This is a genomic window from Bifidobacterium subtile, assembly GCF_000741775.1.
Taxonomy (GTDB): domain Bacteria; phylum Actinomycetota; class Actinomycetes; order Actinomycetales; family Bifidobacteriaceae; genus Bifidobacterium; species Bifidobacterium subtile.
Window position 1 is genome coordinate 23,229 of sequence record NZ_JGZR01000001.1, and the last position, 16,202, is coordinate 39,430.

Genomic DNA, 16,202 nt, shown 5'->3' on the forward strand with positions numbered 1-16,202 from the left:
AATTGGCAAATCGGGCAAAGCAAGCGCAGCACCGCTGAGCGCACCGGAGCATCGTCCGGCGCTGCTGCTTGAAGCGGGTGCTGCTTGGCGGCTGTTTGGCGGGTGCTGCGGAACGGCCCATTGCTTATAGATTCCCTTCGATATCCGATATGGCCTGGTCGAGAATCGCCATGCCTTCGTCGATTTCATCATAGGACACGGTAAGTGGCGGGGCGATGCGGAACACGCCGCCCATGCCGGGCAGGCAGACGATGTTCATGTGCAGGCCCAGCTCGAAGCAGCGCTGCGTGATGAGATCTGCGAGACGCTCGGAGCGCTTCTTGCCCTGCTTGTCCTCCACGATTTCGATGCCTTGCAGCAAACCCCTGCCTCGGGCATCTCCGACGACGCCGTGGGTCTCCACGAGCTGTTCGAGCTTGTCATGCAGATAGTCGCCCTTGGCCTTCGAGGTGCCGACCAGTCCGTCTCGCTCGATGACATTGAGCACAGTGCACCCCACTGAGGCGACCATAGGGTCGTTGACATGCGACGTGAAGAAGGTGAAACCGCGGTCGAAGGCCTCCTGTTCGATGCGCTCGCTGGTGACCAGAGCGGCCAGCGGCAGCCCTGCGCCCAGCGTTTTCGAAAGCGTGAGAATATCGGGCACCACGCCGTCATGCTCAAAGCCGTACCACAGGCCGGTGCGGCCCAGCGCCGTCTGCGCCTCGTCGATGATGAGCAGCATGCCGCGCTCATGGCATTTCTCCTTCAACGCCGCCAGATACCCGGGCGGTGGTACTAGGATGCCGCCGCCGGACAGCACCGGTTCGATGATGCAGGCCGCGAGGCTTCCCACCGACTGCGCGTCGATCAGGTCAAAGCCGAAATCCAGCTCGCGCCGCCAGTCCAAGCGGCCTTCGGAGTCCACGAAATCGGGCCGGTACTCGTACGGCGTCGGAATCGCGTACTGGCCGGGAGAGCCGGGCACACCGAGCTTACGCGCCGAGGAGTAGGTGGCTCCGCCGCTCGCCTCGGTCACCCCGTGCCAGGAGCGGCTGAACGAGACGACCTCGAACTTGCCGGTGACAGTCTTCGCCATGCGCAGCGCCGCCTCGTTCACCTCGGAACCCGTCGACAGCGGGATCACCTTGGTCAGCGGCTCCGGGAGCGTCTGCGCGATGTGGGTCGCCAGATTGATGGCCGGCCGGGAGAGCATGCCGCTGAACAGATGATCGAGGCGTGTCGAAGCGGTGTGGATGGCCGAGACGATATCTGGGTTGGAATGGCCCAGAATCGCGCTCATCTGCCCCGAAGTGAAGTCGAGGATCTTCCTGCCGCTTTCCGTGTAGATGTAGCTGCCCTGCGCATGGTCGATGACTTCGGGGACGAAGTATGGTGCCCCGTACCGGCCGACATGGCGTTCAACATCCTGCCACGGGTCGTCTCTGCGTTCGAATGGATCAATGATCATGTGCATTTCCTTATCTTGTGGTTATCCTGTGTGGTCGTTCGCGGTGTCTGTTCATATCCCGGTAATATCAGTATGTTTATTCTTTTGAAACGATGTAATTACATTTGTATGGAATTCCTAAACAATATATTCGGAAAGTATGAAGTGACAGACGATGTTCAATACATGGCGATTGCAGCTTCTGGTCCAATTCGAGGTGCTGGGCACGATGCACCGCGTGGCCGAGGTAATGAATGTCAGTGCGTCCACGGTCTCCCAGCAGCTGTCGTTGCTGGAACGCGAGACCAACACCGTGCTGTTCGAGCGTGCCGGGCGCAGGGTGCGCCTCACCTTGGCGGGGCATGAATTCGCTCGGCAGGTGCATTCCGTGTTGGGTGAGCTGGAGCTTATCGAGAACTCGATGAACGGCAAAAGCTCGATTATGCAAGGTACCGTTCGCGTCGCCGCGTTCGCCAGCGCATTGCGTTCGATTGTCATCCCTGCCGCCGCCGACATCCGAGAGCAGTATCCTTCGCTGGAAACCAAGATGTTCGAGATGGAACCGGGGCAGAGCATTCCCGCGCTCGACCTGCACCAGACCGATATCGCAATCGTCGCGTATTTCGGCAAGCCGACGCTCGACAAAAGAGACCGCAAGCTTGTCGCGCTGGGCAGCGATGCGCTGAAAATCGTCGTCGGGCAACATAATGAGCTGGCTCAGCGCACTTCCACAGCCATAGACGCGCTCGACAAGCAGCGCTGGGCGATGGAATTCGACAGCGCATATCTGTCCGACTATCTCAAGCACCTGTGTCGAGAGTCCGGGTTCGCTCCGCAGATCGGCGGCGTTTTCGCCAGCTACGCCGCCATGCAGGAGGCGGTACGCAGGGACCTGATGATCTGCGGATTGCCCGAGCTTGCAATACTTTCCGACGAAGGGGTGTCATTGCTCGATTTCGCTCCGGCAAGGCACCGGAACATATTCATGGTGACGCGAGCCTCCCAGCGCAATGTGAAAGCGGTGCAAGCCGTCTACTCAGCGATACAGGCTTCAGCGAAGCAAGTGCTGGACGATGCTGCCGCAACTGCTGGGGACGGTCAATCCGGTCAATCCGGCCAATCAGCATAGTCTGTCGCCCCCGGCAGCGTGCAGCGTGTGAGCCGTCCGTTATTTGCCGTTGCTATCGTTGCTGCCGCTACTCGGTTTTGCCCTGCTGCGCGTGGTCGAAGACCGGCCTGTTATCGCCGTCGAAGGCATAGATGCCGATGTAGGCGGAGCTCGGATCGTTCTTCTTGTTGAACGGCCCCACTCCTGACTGCCCGTGATAGGCGATCTCCTTGCCATCCTTGAGCAGAGCAAGGCAGTCCGCATACGATCCGCACTGCTGGCCGCCCTGTGAACCGGATACTGCAGGCAGGTTCTTGTGCACGGTCGCTGGGTCGCTGGCTCCGCCCTTTTGCGCGGCAAGTGCCGAAAGCACTACTGCGTCATAGGTTTCAGCGGTATAGGTGAAGCTCGTCAGCGAGGAATCGATGGCTTTGAGCCGCTTCTGGAACTGTGCGGAGGCATGGGCGCCCGGAATCGTGCCCTTGTTGCCTTTGAGAGTGCCGGCTGCGAAATCCTTGGAATAATCCGCGGTGTTGCCGTCGAAGAAATACAGCTTGTGCGGATCGATGCCAGCCGAAATCAGCTGCTTGACCAGAGGAATGGTCTGGACGAACGCGATGACGAGCACTGCGTCCGGCTTGCTCGCCTTGATGGTGGCGGCCAGCGGCGCGAAGTCGGTTTCCACGGGATCGAAGGATTCGCTCTTGCCATATACGACATCCACGCCGTCGCTGGCGATGCGCTGCGACACGACATCGCGCATGCCGTTGCCGGCCTCGTCATTGAATGATGCGATGGCGAGCTTCCTCACACCGTCCTGCGCGATGGTGTCGGCGAGCACTGCGCCCTGCACGGAATCGGGCGGCACGGTGCGGAAGAAGTAGGGGCTGATGCCCGAGAGCGAAGTGGCCGTGGCGCCGACGGAAATCAGCGGCACTTGGGCGGCCGCTATCGTACTGTACGTGTTCTTCACGACGCCGCTCGATGGGTTGCCGACGATGACGCTTGGATTCTTGGAGAGCAGCGAATTCGTCGCTGATTGGTTCTGGTCGGCGTGGTCGGCATCGTTGACGTCGGCTGTGGCCGTTTTGATTGGCGTGCCGAGTACGCCGCCGGCCTTGTTGATATCCTGTTCGGCCAGCTTGAAAGCGGCAGTTTCCGGCGGACCGAAATAGCTCAGGGAGCCGGTCTGTGGGAAGAGGCCGCCAACGAGGAAGGGGGCTTTCCCGCCTGATGAGGAGTCTCCTGACGAGGATGCCCCGCATCCGAACAGTGAGAGGGCGAGGGACAGCGAAACGCCTGCCGCCGCCCACTTTCGCCAAAGGTGTTGGCTGCGGTTGTGTCGTTGATGATGGGCATGTGAAGTGTTCATGATGCTCCTTTATTCCTCTGATTCCTCTATGCGATGTGTGCGCGATGGTTGATGGTCTTGTTATTGGTCATCGCGAGGTGGGTGTGGGTGTGGATATGAATGTGAATGGTGGTGATCCGCAGGCACGATGCGCGGATTCCGCGGATTCGTATTTCACGCTAGAGGGGAAAGAAACCGCCACATGTCGGGCATATATCGAAGCGTTTGCCAAACGACGACAGGCAGATGACAAACCATTGCTTATCGCGAACATGCCATACAGAAAACATGAATAGCGCATGGCGGTGCGCGGTGCGCAACCCTTTTTCAGCCCCGATGCCCCTTTCGTGACGCTAATCCGAACTATCCGTCACGAAAGGGGCACCGGTCAAGAGGCACTGCCCCTTTCGTGACTCTGAACGCAAGTTAGCGTCACGAAAGGGGCGGAGCGGTCACCCACTCTGTCTCGTTTACGACGTTTGCCGCTGGTAACTGTCACAAACGAGACAGAGCCCAGCAGCCAGCCTGTCGAAAACAGTCTGCGGGTTTTGCGCGTTGCGCACGCATCTGCATTGCTCATGGCTTTTCGGGCACAGAGCAACAGCCGCTACGGCTCTAGCTGCAGAAACAGCTCGCAGCCCTTGCCGGACTGTGCATAATGGATCGGTCTGGCTCCATGCGTGCTGATGATTCCATCGGATTCCAGTTTTCGTGTGGGCTCATTGCTGATATCAGATATTTCCCACTGTTGAAGCTCTCGTGATTTACCGCTAAAGGCGGGTTTTGCCAAAATCAGACTATAGGGAGCCCAAAACCATCTAGCGACGGCGTCCGTCTGCATACTGCGGGCCGACGGTGAGCGTTTGCTGCGGCCAGGGGTCGTCGAACTTCTCGCCGCGCTGCCAGGCGGCCACCTCGTCGGACGTGCACAGACACTCTTGGAGCCGGGTGAGAAACGCCCGCGTATCGGCCTCCTCTCCCAATAGGGTGATGCTCGTGCGGCGATCGCCGAAAATCGGGTCGATTGCGTTGACCTCGCGGGTGAGCCCCGCTATCTCGACGGGCAGCAGCCGCCGTTGCACAGGCCCTTCTCCGGGCGTCGATTCACCGATCTCGGCACGGCGTTCGCGCTGCAGCACGCCAGCCTTCCAGTAGCCGAAGAACCCAAGATCCACGCCGCCCGCCGCCTGATTCCACAGCAGCACTTTGTCGTCGCGGGTGGGAATCCATGTCATGCCCTTGCTGCGATAAAGCGTCTGCGGTAGCGCGGTCGTGTAGGCATCCCATAACCGTTGGGGATGGAATGGCCGCGGATCGTCAAGCACCAGCGAGACCAGCCGCCCGGTCTCAGGATGCGCGGTGTCGAACGCTTCGATTTCACTCCCGAGCTGCCGAACCCGGTCCAGCGGGAACCGTGGCTGCCTCAGCACCGTGTCGAGTTGCACGCTGCCGAAGCGCACGCCGGTGATGCCGGCGAAGGGATTCAGCTGGTGCAGCGCAGCCGCCGTGCGCGTGACCTGCTCGGGCTGCAGTTTGTCGAGTTTGGTTAGGTAGATTTTAGAGGCGAACATCACCTGCTCGGCGATCAGGGTCTCGACGCCAAGTGTTCCGGCATCGAGCTGACGGCCCACCTGTGCCGCGATCGACTCGCCGTAGTCGAAATCGTCGCGGAGCATCGCCGCGTCGACCAGCGAGAGAAAGCCGTGCAGCTGCAGTCGCGGATGATTGGTGAGCGCTTTGATCAGGGGCCAAGGTCGGGTGCTTCCCGAGGTCTCGATGAAGATGTGCTCGATGTCGCATGTGTCGAGCATGGTCTCGGCTATGCCGATCAGCTTGGGCAGCAGCTCGTCGCTGTGCACGCTGCCCCCGCTGATACTGGCGAAGTTGCCTTGCTGTTCGCTCACAATTTCGGTTTCCTCGACGACAATGCCATCGACATCGAGCGAACTCATGTCGTTGACGATCACGGCGGGACGCAGGCGCGGCGTGCGCTTCCCTGCCTGCAGCAGCAAGTTCTGCAGCATGGTGGTCTTGCCCGAGCCGAGAAAGCCGTTCAGCACGGTAACCGGAACAGGCCGGTTCCGGCGATGTTGCTGCGCACGCTTGCGCGGATCTCCGCTGCGTGAAAGAGATTTCTTATTGCGAACTATTTGCAATATGATACGCGCCTGATTCGTGCGCAGTCAATGGCCCTGTCTTTGGCCCTAAGCTTGATGGCCGCGAGCTCGATGGCCTCGAAACTGAATCGAAGTTCCTCCGTCTGTACGACTGCTTACAGCACCTTCTCGACGGCGTCAGCCGTGGTGAACCAGATGAATTCTTCGGTGCCGGCAGCGAATGACGAGGGGTAGGCGGGGTTGTCGGGCTTAGCGAAGACCTGCGCGATGGCGTCGGCCTTGGCGGCTCCGGCGGTGAAGAACCAGGTACGGCGGCTGCGGGCCAGCAGCGGTGCGGTGAGCGAGAGCCGCAGCGGGGGCATTTTCGGCGAATGATTGACGCCGACGGTGAGTCGATCGGTGATGTTGATTTCGGTGTGGCCGGGGAAGAGCGAGGCGTAATGTCCGTCCGGCCCCATGCCGAGGATCAGCAGATTGAACACCGGCTGCTCGCCGAGTTCGGCAACGAGTTCCCGCTCGTACTGCTGCGCGGCGGCATCCAGCAGGGCGTCATTGGCTGTGTCGTCACCCGCGTCGCTGGCGGCGGCATCGGCAGCGACCTGCTCGGGGGAGCGGGTGTCGGCGGGCATCTCGTGGATATTCGCCGCAGGAAGGCGACCATCGCTGATCAGCGCATCCAGGAACCTGCGCCGGGCCTGCAAGGCGTTGCGATCCTCGTCATCGGCGGCGACGAAGCGCTCGTCGCCCCACCAGATGTGGACGCGCGACCAGTCGATGACCTCTGTCAGCGGGTTCGAGGCCATATAGCTCAAGGCTTTCAGACTGTCGGAACCGCCGGTGAGCGCAAGATCGAAGCGCGCGGGCTGTGGCTGCGCACTGAGCGCGTCGAGTATCGCGAGCAAAGTGCGTTGCGCACCCGCCTGGGCGATGGTGTCGCTGTCGCGATACACCACAAGTTGGCGTTCGGCCATAATCGAATTCTCCTTCACCGCCTTGAATAAAGGCTCTTCCTACTTGGTTGTGCATGGCAGAGGGGTAATCTCTCGTTCGCGATTACTTGTGACTATCTGCGACCGCGCAATGGGTTGTGACTGCCTTATTCGTGGCACTGTTGAGGTGCTGCAGAGATCTATCGAACTTATTTAGCGGCACTGATCTCGCGTCATCTCGTGTATTGCCGCTCGCATATGGCGGTTTTGCTGTCATGCATCTGAGTTTACTGCGTGGCGGTGTCACAGATAAGCCAGATAAGATGGACTCCGCGAGATCACGGTAATGCCTCAAATAAGGCACATGCACGCAAAACATAAGGAATTACACAGTACAACATGAAAACCTGAGTGCATTCCTTCAAACTGCTGCTTCGAGATGTCGACCAAGCGTCGATCATGCATCAACGCACCGTGTACCAGCCAAGCGTGGCACTGCATCGACGCGCCAACGTATGCGAGTGGCTGCGAACCGACAAACGCGGTTGCAGCCACTCGCATAAGCCAAGCACTCGGCTAAGTCAGTTATGCTCAGCCATAGCTATGCCTAGCTGTACATCAGATCCCAGCCGGAGCTGATGACCTCGGTGTAGACCTCATCGGGCTCAAGACGGCGCAATTCCTCGCTCAGGCAGTCCTCGTCGGTGCGGATGGGCATCGAAATCGGCTGTGGCGCCTGATTCGGCTGCCGCACGACCGTCTGATCCTCGGCGGGCCGTTCGAGTGAAATGACGCCGTCCTCGCGGGTCAGGTATACGCCGGTTATCGCGACCGCATCCTCCACGATTTCCAGCTCAACCGGCACGTCGAGGCGAAGCCGCAGCCAGGCGCGCAGCAGATCGAGCGACAGGAAGTTCTTCGGGCCGCTCACCTTCGCCTTGAGAATCGGCAGGTATGGCGGCTGGTCAAGCATCGAGGCGAGCATCGCGCGCCAGACCGTCAGTCGAGTCCACGACAGATCGACGTCCTCGGCGCACAGATTGCGTCGCAGCCGCTCCATCGTCGCCTCCGGATTGTCAGAGTTCGCAGCATCGGTGATGCGGCTGCGGGCCATTGCGCCGAGCAAGTCCTTGGCAGGATTGGCGGGCGGATCGGTCGGCCACCACGCCACGATGGGCGCGTCGGGCACGAGCAGCGGGATCACGAGCGTGTCCTGATGGCGAATCAGGCCGTTGCGCGGGTGCAGAATGATGATCTCGCCAGCGCCGGCGTCCGCGCCGAAGCGCACCTGGGCGTTGAGGTTCGAATCGTCCTGCTGCGGGTCGATGTCGGAAGCGGTGTCCGGCACGATGGCGATGACGCGGCACGGATGCTCGCGGCTGGCCGCATTCGCGACTTCCAGCGCATGCTCAAGATCGGTGGTTTCCGTGGAGATGAGCAGCGTGAGCACGCGGCCGGTCGCGGCCTCGCCGCGCTCCTCGTGCAGCTCGTCGATCTTGCGGGCGATCTCGCTGGTGTGGGTGTTGGGCATATCGATGATCATGGCATCCTCCAATAACGCCCTTCGCGGGCCAGCATCTCATCCGCTTCGGCCGGACCCCAAGTGCCCGAGCGATACGGCTGCGGGCGGCCCTGGGTGGACCAGAATTCTTCAATCGGGTCGAGGATCTTCCAGCTGAGGTTGACCTCCTCGGTGGTCGGGAACAGCGGCGGGTCGCCGAGCAGCACGTCGAGTATCAGGCGTTCGTAGGCCTCCGGCGAGCTTTCGGTGAAGGAACGGCCGTAGCTGAAGTCCATCGACACGTCGCGCAGCTCCATCGAGGAGCCGCCCGGCACCTTGGAGCCGAAGCGCATGGTCACGCCTTCGTCGGGCTGCACGCGGATGACGATGGCGTTCTTGCCCAGCTCCTGCACCGCCGTGTTCTCGAACGGCAGGTGCGGGGCGCGCTTGAAGACGACCGCGATCTCGGTGACGCGCTTGCCCAGCCGTTTGCCGGTACGCAGGTAGAAGGGCACGCCAGCCCAGCGGCGCGTATCCACATCAAGGCGGATGGCCGCGTAGGTTTCGGTGATGCTGTCGGGCGAGACGCCCTTCTCATCGAAGTAGCCACCGACGCGGGTGGAACCCTGCCAGCCTTCGGAATACTGCCCGCGCGCGGTATTCGCCGCGAGATCCTTGGGCAGACGAACAGCCGAAAGGACCTTGGACTTCTCAGTGGCCAGGTCGTCCGCCGAGAAGCTCACCGGCTCCTCCATAGCGGTCAGGGCCATGAGCTGCAGCAGGTGGTTCTGGATCACATCGCGCGCGGCGCCGATGCCGTCATAGTATCCGGCGCGGCCGCCGATGCCGATGTCCTCGGCCATCGTGATCTGCACATGATCGACGTAGTTCGAATTCCAGATCGGCTCGTACATCGTGTTCGCAAAGCGCAGCGCGAGCAGGTTCTGCACGGTTTCCTTGCCGAGATAATGGTCGATGCGGAAGACCGAGCTGGGGTCGAAGACCTCGGAGACCACGCGGTCGAGCTCCTTGGCGCTGGCCAGGTCGCGGCCGAAGGGCTTCTCGATAATGACCCTGCGCCATGCGCCCTCGCCTGATTTCGACAGGCCGGAGGCGGCGAGCTGCTTGGAGACGACCGGGAAGGCGCTCGGCGGCACGGACATGTAGAAGGCGTGGTTGCCGCGCGTGCCACGGTCGCGGTCGAGCTCCTGCACGGTGTCGCTCAGGCGCGTGAAAGCCTCGGAATCATCGAAAGTGCCCTGCACGAAGCGGATGCCCTTGGCAAGGTTCTCCCATGTGGAGTCCTTGAATGGGGTACGTGAGCGTTTTTCAACGGCGGCTTTGACGAAGTCGATGAAATTCTCGTTGGTCCAGTCGCGGCGGGCGAAGCCGATGAGGCTGAAGCTCGGTGGCAGCAGGCCGCGGTTGGCCAGATCGTAGATGGCGGGAAGCAGTTTTTTCTGAGCCAGATCACCGGTGACGCCGAAGATCACGAGACTGCATGGGCCGGCGATGCGCGGCAGACGCAGGTCGCGCGGATCGCGCAGCGGATTGACCCAGGATGTGGAATCGTTCATAGGGACCATAGTAGTGTCGTCACGTTTCTTTGGCACGGCTGTATCGCCACTAACGATATGCAATCCATGTATGGAATATCACACTTGAGCGCACTTGGGCCGCATTGATGCCGTTGGACGGACGTTGGATGAATGCTGGGCGGGTGCTTGGTGAGTGCTGGGCGGGGCGGAATGTGAAGGAATGCGGGAGAAACGTCGCCTTTTGACCGCTAACGCGACCCTGACGTAGCAAACGTCACGTTAATTTGCCCCCGAACGTAGCATTTTGTACGTCAGGGTCGCGTTAGCGGTCAAAAGACGACGCAAGTGCCACGAAGCCCGCACCACCTTCGAAATGGTACGGGCCTTATGACGGTTCAAACGGGATGATGGGACACGGAGCAACGGGATGCAGCCAAGATGCGCCGCAAGACGCGCCCGGGTTGCACCCAGCCGCTCTTACAGCACCTTCGAGAGGAAGGACTTCAGGCGCTCGCTCTGCGGATTGCCGAAGATCTCGTCGGGGGTGCCTTCCTCGTCAATCACGCCGGCGTCGGTGAAGATGACGCGGCTGGCGACCTCGCGCGCGAAGCCCATCTCGTGCGTCACGAGAATCATCGTCATGCCTCGTTCGGCCAGGCGCTCGATGACGCCGAGCACGTCGCCGACCATCTCCGGGTCGAGCGCCGAGGTGGCCTCGTCGAAGAGCATCACGGCCGGGTTCATCGCCAGTGCGCGGGCGATGGCGACGCGCTGCTTCTGGCCGCCGGAAAGCGAGGCGGGCCGGGCGTCGATTTTCTCTTCGAGCCCGACGAGCTTGAGCAGCCGCAGCGCGGTCTCGTGCGCCTCGGCCTTGGGAACCTTGCGCACCATAGTCGGCGCGAGCGTGATATTCTCCTCGACGCTCATGTTGGGGAAGAGGTTGAAGTGCTGGAAGACCATGCCGATCTGCTCGCGCACCTTGTCGATGTTGGTGGCCTTGTCGCTCAAATCGTGCCCGTTGACGACGATGCTGCCCGAGGTGGGGGTCTCCAGGCCGTTCAGGCAGCGCAGCAGCGTCGATTTGCCCGCGCCCGAGGGGCCGATGATGCAGACCACTTCGCCTTTCGTGACGGTCAGATCGATGCCTTTGAGCACTTCGGTGCTGCCGAAGTTCTTGCGCAGGTCGTGCGCGTCGACGACGATTTCGGCGCTATCGGTTGTGGTGGTGACGGTGGTTGCCGGGGCCACAGCGGTTGCAGTAAGCCCGGTGGCAGGTGTTGTTGCGTTCATTACTTGTTCAGCCTCCTATCGGCGATGTTCGCGACCCAGGTGAGCAGCGTGATCGCCACGAAGTAGATGATGCCGACCATCAGCAGCGTCTCGGTGACGCGGAAGTTGGAGGCGTAGAGCTGTTGCGCCTGATAGAGCAGGTCGGCGAAGCCGATGGTCAGCAGCAGCGAGGAATCCTTGAGCATGATGACCAGCTGGTTGATGATCGACGGCGTGCCGATCTTCACGGCCTGCGGCAGCACGACCTTGCGCAGCTTCTGGCTGCTGGTCATGCCCAGCGAACGTGCGCCCTCGGTCTGGCCCACATCGACCGACTGGATCGCGCCGCGAATGATTTCGGTCAGGTACGAGCCCGAGTTGAGCGAGAGCGTGAGCAGGCCGGATATCCACAGCCAGTTGGGCAGCGCATGCCCCGCGAGCTGCGGGATGCCGAAGTAGAAGAAGAAGGCCCAGACCAGCACAGGCGTACCGCGGAACACTGCTACATAGATCTTGGCAATCCAGCCCAGCACCTTGTTCGTGCCTACGCGCATCAGGCCGAAGCCCAGGCCGAGAATCAGCGCGATGATGAATGACAGCGCCGTGATGATAAGCGTGTTGCGCAAACCGGTCATCAGCGCGGGGAAGGACTGCTTGGCCAAGTCCCAGAAGCTCGTCTTCTTGACGGTTTTCACCGCGTTGGTGTCTGCGGACGCGGAGGCGTTATTGCCAAGGTACTTTGTGAGAATCTTGTCATACTGTCCGGAATCCCGCAGCTCCTTGAGGCCGACGTTGAAGGCGGCCAGCAGCTCAGGGTTCTTGGCCCTATTCACTGCGAAGCCGTAGGACCCTTCGGGCACCTTGGGCGTCACGGCCTTGAGGCCGTTGTTCTGCGAGATGCCGTAGGCCAGCACCGGGTAGTCGTCGAAGACGGCGGCGGCGTTGCCCGACTTGACCATCTCGTACATGGTGGCGGACTGGTCGACCGATTTGACGGTGAAGCCGTATTTGCCGGCGACGGATTTGGCGTAGCTTTCGCCTTCGGAGCCGGTTTTCACGGTGACGGTCTTGCCTTTGAGATCAGCGTATTTCGTGATGCTGGTGTCGTTCTTCGCCACCGCCATCTGCACGCCTGACTGGAAGTACGGGTCGGAGAAGTCGTAGATCTGCTTGCGTTCGTCGGTGATGGACATGCCGGCGATGACGCCGCTGGCCTGGGGAGGCCGCCGGATGACTTGGACACCAGGGTTACAAGAACAGGTTCGCACCCTGCGCACCGCCGGGGTGACGTATTCGAAGATCAGCGAGTTCTTGAACCTAAATGCGAACTCGGTGAAATCGTGGTGCCGCCGCAACAACGTCGAACCGGATATTAACGCTGTGAGGGCTGATGACCCGGAGGGTGTGTGGTGCCGATCCTGCGGCACCGTCCTCACCCCTGGGCGGCGCGCCAAATTCTGCAGCGAAGCGTGCCGCCGCTCCTGGTGGCATGCGCACTCCGAACTGATCAACCGGCGCGCGTTCTACACGTTCACCTGCGCCCACTGCGGCGGCGAGTTCGAAGCGTATGGGAACTCGACGCGCAGGTACTGCACGCACTCGTGCTACATCCAGCATCGTTTCGGTACTCGCGGCGGCAGGCGATGACCAGTGAAGAACTCACCGCCGAAGCCCGCTACGCGGCCACCCTCACCAGGCTCGAATACCTTGTCACTGCGGGCGTGATCACCGAGGTGCAAGCCGCTCGTATTGCCGTGCGGGTCGCTGATCGAACCGGCGCGATGTTGGGCGGGTTGAACGCTCGGGTGCGCGTTGACTTATCTGCCGCGCCGAGTGATCTATAGACATGCAAAGGATACAAACCCGCAAACAGTGAGAGGGAAACCCGTGGCGCGAATGCAGCGAATCATGGCACCAGAGAAAGCCACTAGGCCGCTGAGGGTGGCGGCGTATGCGCGTATCTCGTTCGAGACCGACCGTTCACCCAAATCACTCTCACTCCAGGTATCGCACTACTCGCATCTAATTCAGACCACGCCGGGCTGGGAGTACGCGGGCGTCTACGCGGACTCCGGGATCTCTGGCACCACCACCAACCGACCCGAGTTCCAAGCGATGCTCGCCTCCGCACGAGCGGGCGAGATCGACCTGATCCTCACGAAGTCGATCTCCCGGTTCGCCCGCAACACCGTTGACCTCCTCGAAGTCGTGCGCGAACTCAACGGCCTCGGCGTTGAGGTCAGATTCGAGAAGGAGGGCATCTCCACCGCGACCGCTGATGGGGAGTTCATGCTGACCCTGCTGGCGTCCTTCGCGCAAGCAGAATCCGAACAGCTCTCCGCGAACGTGAAGTGGCGAGTACACCAACAGTTCGAACAAGGTCTGGCCAACGGGTTCCACCTGTACGGGTACACCGACTCACCCGACGCCAGCGACGTACAGGTCATCGAACATGAGGCCGTGCTCATCCGTAGGGCTTTCGACGCCTACCTCGCGAAAGTCTCGATGGAGCAGTTCACCGCAGATCTCACACGTGAAGGAATCCTGACCCGAGAGGGCAAACCCTTCTCACCAGAAGCACCCAGATCATGGCTTTCCCGCGAGGCATACACCGGCACGCTCACCCTCGGACGCTGGCACACCCCCACCCTGGGAGAGCGCGCCGTGGCGAACACCGGCGAGGTGCCCATGTATCGGGTCGAGAACGCCATCCCCGCGATCATCCCTGCTGAAACATTCGCGGCAGTGCAGGCCGAGCGGCAACGTCGCCGCGATGAAGGAGCACACGCGAACTGGGCGATCCCCACCAGTTGCTTCACCTCGAAAATCAAATGCGGGATCTGCGGGATGAGCTACTCGCGGTCAGGGAAACGTTCCACCAACGGCCAGGTGAAGTACATCTGGATATGCCGCACCAAACGCGACGGACACAAGCGATCCGGTGGGCGCTCCTGCACCAACAAGAACATCCCCGAACCCACCTTGAAAGATCTCTGCGCCGAAGTACTTGGCACCGACACCTTCGACGCGGGAGAATTCGAACGCCGCGTTGACCATGTCGTGATGCCAGCACCCAACCGCGCCACATTCCACCTCAGCGACGGAGAGGTCATCGACCGTGAATGGTACTCACAACAACGACTCAGAGCGTGGAGTGATACGCGCCGGGCGGCATGGGGTCAGTATCAACGCACCCAATGGGATCAAGACCGCCGCGAAGAAACTGCAGAGCGGATGCGCAAGCGCGCAACCCCCGAGCGCCGTGAATCCCACTCCAAGAAAATGAAAGCGTGGTGGGCTGACCCCGCCAACGCCGAACGCATGGCTTCCCTACGTCAAAGCCGAGGCGCAAGCTCATGACCCGCACCGTCACCACGATCCCAGCGACCCGCCGCCTCCACACCGGCGCTCCGCTCAGCCAAACCCGCGCGAAGAACGTCGCCGGATACGCAAGGGTCTCAACCGACCACGATGACCAAGTCTCCTCCTACCAGGCGCAGGTTGACTACTACACCAGGTACATCACCGACCACTCCGGGTGGGAACTCGCAGGCATCTACACCGACGAAGGCATCACCGGCACCTCAACAAAGAAACGTGCCGGGTTCCAGGCGATGGTCACTGACGCGCTGGCCGGGAAGATCGACCTCATCGTCACCAAAAGCGTCTCAAGGTTCGCCCGCAACACCGTCGACTCGTTGACCACCGTGCGTACCCTCAAAGAGCACGGCGTCGAGGTGTACTTCGAGAAAGAGAACATTTGAACGTTCGACGCCAAGGGTGAACTCATCATCACCATCATGAGTTCCCTCGCGCAAGAAGAAGCACGCTCCATCTCAGAAAACGTGACCTGGGGGCACCGCAAACGCTTCGCCGACGGGAAAGTCACCCTCCCGTTCAGCAGATTCCTCGGCTACGACCGAGGAGAAGACGGCAACCTCGTCATCAACGAGCTAGAGGCCGTCACCGTCCGCTACATCTACTCAATGTTCCTAGAAGGTCTCTCACTCACCGCCATCGCCAAACACCTCAAGGCTGAAGGGCACCTCTCACCCGGCGGGAACCAGAACTGGCCGCTCGGCACGCTACGCAGCATCCTCACCAACGAGAAATACAAAGGTGATGCGCTCCTGCAAAAGAGCTACGTCGCAGACTTCCTCACCAAACGCCAGATCGCGAACCAAGGTGAAGTGCCCCAGTACTACGTGACCGGCAACCACGAAGCGATCATCAACCCCGCCGTGTGGGACTTCGTCCAAGCAGAACTCGCAGCCATCAAGAAAGGCCGCCGCTCCGCCTCCCGCCAACGCACCTTCTCAGGCAAAATCCGGTGCGGCCAGTGTGGCTCCTGGTACGGATCGAAAACCTGGCACGCCGGATCAAAATACGAGAAACGCGTCTGGCGGTGCAACCACAAATACGATGGCGGCTCGGTTTGCACCACCCCGCACCTGAGCGACCAGCAACTACAAGTAGCGTTCGTGGAAGCCGTACGCGAGATGCTCGCTGAGCGCGGCGGCGTTGATGGCGTACTCGAAGCCGAGCTACTTGCAGAACTCGACACCACTGACCTGCGACTTCAAGCCGACCGGATCAGTGCCCAAGCCGCGACAGTTGGTGACGCGATTGAGAAACTGATCGCCACGAACGCCCGAGTCGCACAGAACCAGGCTGACTACCAGCACCGTTTCGACACACTCTCCGCCGAGCACACGGACCTACTCCAGCAGCACGGCATCATCCTCGCTGAGATCACCGACCTGCAAAACAGGCTCAGCGCCTACCAGCACTACAAACTCAACCTCGCCGAACTAGAGACGAGCCGGATCGAGTTCACTCCCTACCTCTGGCACACCCTCACCGACCACGCCCAAGTGACCGCCGACGGCATGATCACCTTCGTGTTCAGGGACGGGAGTGAAACTGCGTTGAAAATGAGTGACCTGGCTTCCCGGTAAAG

15 protein-coding genes are annotated in these 16,202 nt (G+C 61.0%); 7 read left to right on the forward strand and 8 right to left on the reverse strand.

Going from position 1 to position 16,202, the window contains the following annotated elements; translation table 11 throughout:
- Window positions 1-124: 124 nt before the first annotated feature.
- Window positions 125-1,450 (reverse strand): aspartate aminotransferase family protein, encoded by a 1,326-nt coding sequence (locus BISU_RS00120; protein WP_051246218.1) that lies wholly within the window; start codon window positions 1,448-1,450, stop codon window positions 125-127.
- Window positions 1,451-1,604: 154 nt separating this feature from the next.
- Here BISU_RS00120 and BISU_RS00125 point away from each other — a divergent pair, with 154 nt between their 5' ends.
- Complete coding sequence (locus BISU_RS00125; RefSeq protein ID WP_024464113.1) at window positions 1,605-2,558, forward strand: LysR family transcriptional regulator; 954 nt, start codon at window positions 1,605-1,607, stop codon at window positions 2,556-2,558.
- 67 nt (window positions 2,559-2,625) lie between these two features.
- Here the strand turns inward: BISU_RS00125 and BISU_RS00130 are convergent, their stop codons facing one another.
- Complete coding sequence (locus BISU_RS00130) at window positions 2,626-3,909, reverse strand: ABC transporter substrate-binding protein (RefSeq protein WP_024464112.1); 1,284 nt, start codon at window positions 3,907-3,909, stop codon at window positions 2,626-2,628.
- 44 nt (window positions 3,910-3,953) lie between these two features.
- Here BISU_RS00130 and BISU_RS12335 point away from each other — a divergent pair, with 44 nt between their 5' ends.
- Window positions 3,954-4,184: a hypothetical protein gene (locus BISU_RS12335; protein ID WP_152599114.1), complete on the forward strand. Its 231-nt coding sequence runs from the start codon at window positions 3,954-3,956 to the stop codon at window positions 4,182-4,184.
- Between the two features lie 522 nt (window positions 4,185-4,706).
- On the opposite strand, the gene BISU_RS00135 is transcribed toward BISU_RS12335, so the two are convergent.
- The 6 genes from BISU_RS00135 to BISU_RS00160 form a co-directional block, all read right to left on the reverse strand.
- A complete protein-coding gene (locus BISU_RS00135) occupies window positions 4,707-5,948 on the reverse strand; it encodes a CobW family GTP-binding protein (protein WP_024464111.1) in 1,242 nt (413 codons plus the stop codon).
- A gap of 212 nt (window positions 5,949-6,160) precedes the next feature.
- Window positions 6,161-6,976, reverse strand: a complete 816-nt coding sequence (gene pgl / locus BISU_RS00140; RefSeq protein ID WP_024464110.1) for a 6-phosphogluconolactonase — start codon at window positions 6,974-6,976, stop codon at window positions 6,161-6,163.
- A 565-nt stretch (window positions 6,977-7,541) separates the two neighbouring features.
- Window positions 7,542-8,477: a glucose-6-phosphate dehydrogenase assembly protein OpcA gene (locus tag BISU_RS00145; RefSeq protein WP_024464109.1), complete on the reverse strand. Its 936-nt coding sequence runs from the start codon at window positions 8,475-8,477 to the stop codon at window positions 7,542-7,544.
- On the reverse strand, window positions 8,474-10,021 hold the full coding sequence (gene zwf, locus BISU_RS00150) for a glucose-6-phosphate dehydrogenase (RefSeq protein ID WP_404801796.1): 1,548 nt from the start codon (window positions 10,019-10,021) through the stop codon (window positions 8,474-8,476). Before zwf ends, BISU_RS00145 begins: the two co-directional genes overlap by 4 nt.
- 429 nt (window positions 10,022-10,450) lie before the next feature.
- On the reverse strand, window positions 10,451-11,263 hold the full coding sequence (locus BISU_RS00155) for an amino acid ABC transporter ATP-binding protein (protein WP_024464107.1): 813 nt from the start codon (window positions 11,261-11,263) through the stop codon (window positions 10,451-10,453).
- The gene (locus BISU_RS00160; RefSeq protein ID WP_051246216.1) at window positions 11,263-12,435 is read right to left on the reverse strand and encodes an ABC transporter substrate-binding protein/permease; all 1,173 of its coding nucleotides are present in this window, start codon (window positions 12,433-12,435) and stop codon (window positions 11,263-11,265) included. Before BISU_RS00160 ends, BISU_RS00155 begins: the two co-directional genes overlap by 1 nt.
- Here BISU_RS00160 and BISU_RS00165 point away from each other — a divergent pair.
- The 5 genes from BISU_RS00165 to BISU_RS00180 all read left to right on the forward strand — a co-directional run bounded on the left by BISU_RS00165 (window position 12,434) and on the right by BISU_RS00180 (window position 16,200).
- The gene (locus BISU_RS00165) at window positions 12,434-12,889 is read left to right on the forward strand and encodes an RNA polymerase subunit sigma-70 (RefSeq protein WP_202805527.1); all 456 of its coding nucleotides are present in this window, start codon (window positions 12,434-12,436) and stop codon (window positions 12,887-12,889) included. The genes BISU_RS00160 and BISU_RS00165 overlap by 2 nt on opposite strands.
- Window positions 12,886-13,086 carry a hypothetical protein gene (locus tag BISU_RS00170; protein ID WP_024464105.1) on the forward strand — a complete coding sequence of 67 codons (201 nt, stop codon included), beginning with the start codon at window positions 12,886-12,888 and terminating at the stop codon, window positions 13,084-13,086. Before BISU_RS00165 ends, BISU_RS00170 begins: the two co-directional genes overlap by 4 nt.
- Window positions 13,087-13,150: 64 nt before the next feature.
- Window positions 13,151-14,602, forward strand: coding sequence for a recombinase family protein (locus BISU_RS00175; RefSeq protein WP_051246213.1), 1,452 nt, complete (start codon window positions 13,151-13,153; stop codon window positions 14,600-14,602).
- The gene (locus tag BISU_RS13025) at window positions 14,599-15,006 is read left to right on the forward strand and encodes a recombinase family protein (RefSeq protein WP_226839123.1); all 408 of its coding nucleotides are present in this window, start codon (window positions 14,599-14,601) and stop codon (window positions 15,004-15,006) included. Before BISU_RS00175 ends, BISU_RS13025 begins: the two co-directional genes overlap by 4 nt.
- Before the next feature lie 36 nt (window positions 15,007-15,042).
- Window positions 15,043-16,200 carry a recombinase family protein gene (locus tag BISU_RS00180; RefSeq protein WP_226839124.1) on the forward strand — a complete coding sequence of 386 codons (1,158 nt, stop codon included), beginning with the start codon at window positions 15,043-15,045 and terminating at the stop codon, window positions 16,198-16,200.
- Window positions 16,201-16,202: the final 2 nt, after the last annotated feature.

Bases quoted from the DNA above. Each gene is read 5' to 3' on its own strand.
- BISU_RS00120 (WP_051246218.1), bottom strand. From the start codon at position 1,450: ATGATCATTGATCCATTCGAACGCAGAGACGACCCGTGGCAGGATGTT.
- BISU_RS00125 (WP_024464113.1), top strand. From the start codon at position 1,605: ATGTTCAATACATGGCGATTGCAGCTTCTGGTCCAATTCGAGGTGCTG.
- BISU_RS00130 (WP_024464112.1), bottom strand. From the start codon at position 3,909: ATGAACACTTCACATGCCCATCATCAACGACACAACCGCAGCCAACAC.
- BISU_RS12335 (WP_152599114.1), top strand. From the start codon at position 3,954: ATGGTTGATGGTCTTGTTATTGGTCATCGCGAGGTGGGTGTGGGTGTG.
- pgl (WP_024464110.1), bottom strand. From the start codon at position 6,976: ATGGCCGAACGCCAACTTGTGGTGTATCGCGACAGCGACACCATCGCC.
- BISU_RS00145 (WP_024464109.1), bottom strand. From the start codon at position 8,477: ATGATCATCGATATGCCCAACACCCACACCAGCGAGATCGCCCGCAAG.
- zwf (WP_404801796.1), bottom strand. From the start codon at position 10,021: ATGGTCCCTATGAACGATTCCACATCCTGGGTCAATCCGCTGCGCGAT.
- BISU_RS00155 (WP_024464107.1), bottom strand. From the start codon at position 11,263: ATGAACGCAACAACACCTGCCACCGGGCTTACTGCAACCGCTGTGGCC.
- BISU_RS00165 (WP_202805527.1), top strand. From the start codon at position 12,434: ATGCCGGCGATGACGCCGCTGGCCTGGGGAGGCCGCCGGATGACTTGG.
- BISU_RS00160 (WP_051246216.1), bottom strand. From the start codon at position 12,435: ATGTCCATCACCGACGAACGCAAGCAGATCTACGACTTCTCCGACCCG.
- BISU_RS00170 (WP_024464105.1), top strand. From the start codon at position 12,886: ATGACCAGTGAAGAACTCACCGCCGAAGCCCGCTACGCGGCCACCCTC.
- BISU_RS00175 (WP_051246213.1), top strand. From the start codon at position 13,151: ATGGCACCAGAGAAAGCCACTAGGCCGCTGAGGGTGGCGGCGTATGCG.
- BISU_RS13025 (WP_226839123.1), top strand. From the start codon at position 14,599: ATGACCCGCACCGTCACCACGATCCCAGCGACCCGCCGCCTCCACACC.
- BISU_RS00180 (WP_226839124.1), top strand. From the start codon at position 15,043: ATGAGTTCCCTCGCGCAAGAAGAAGCACGCTCCATCTCAGAAAACGTG.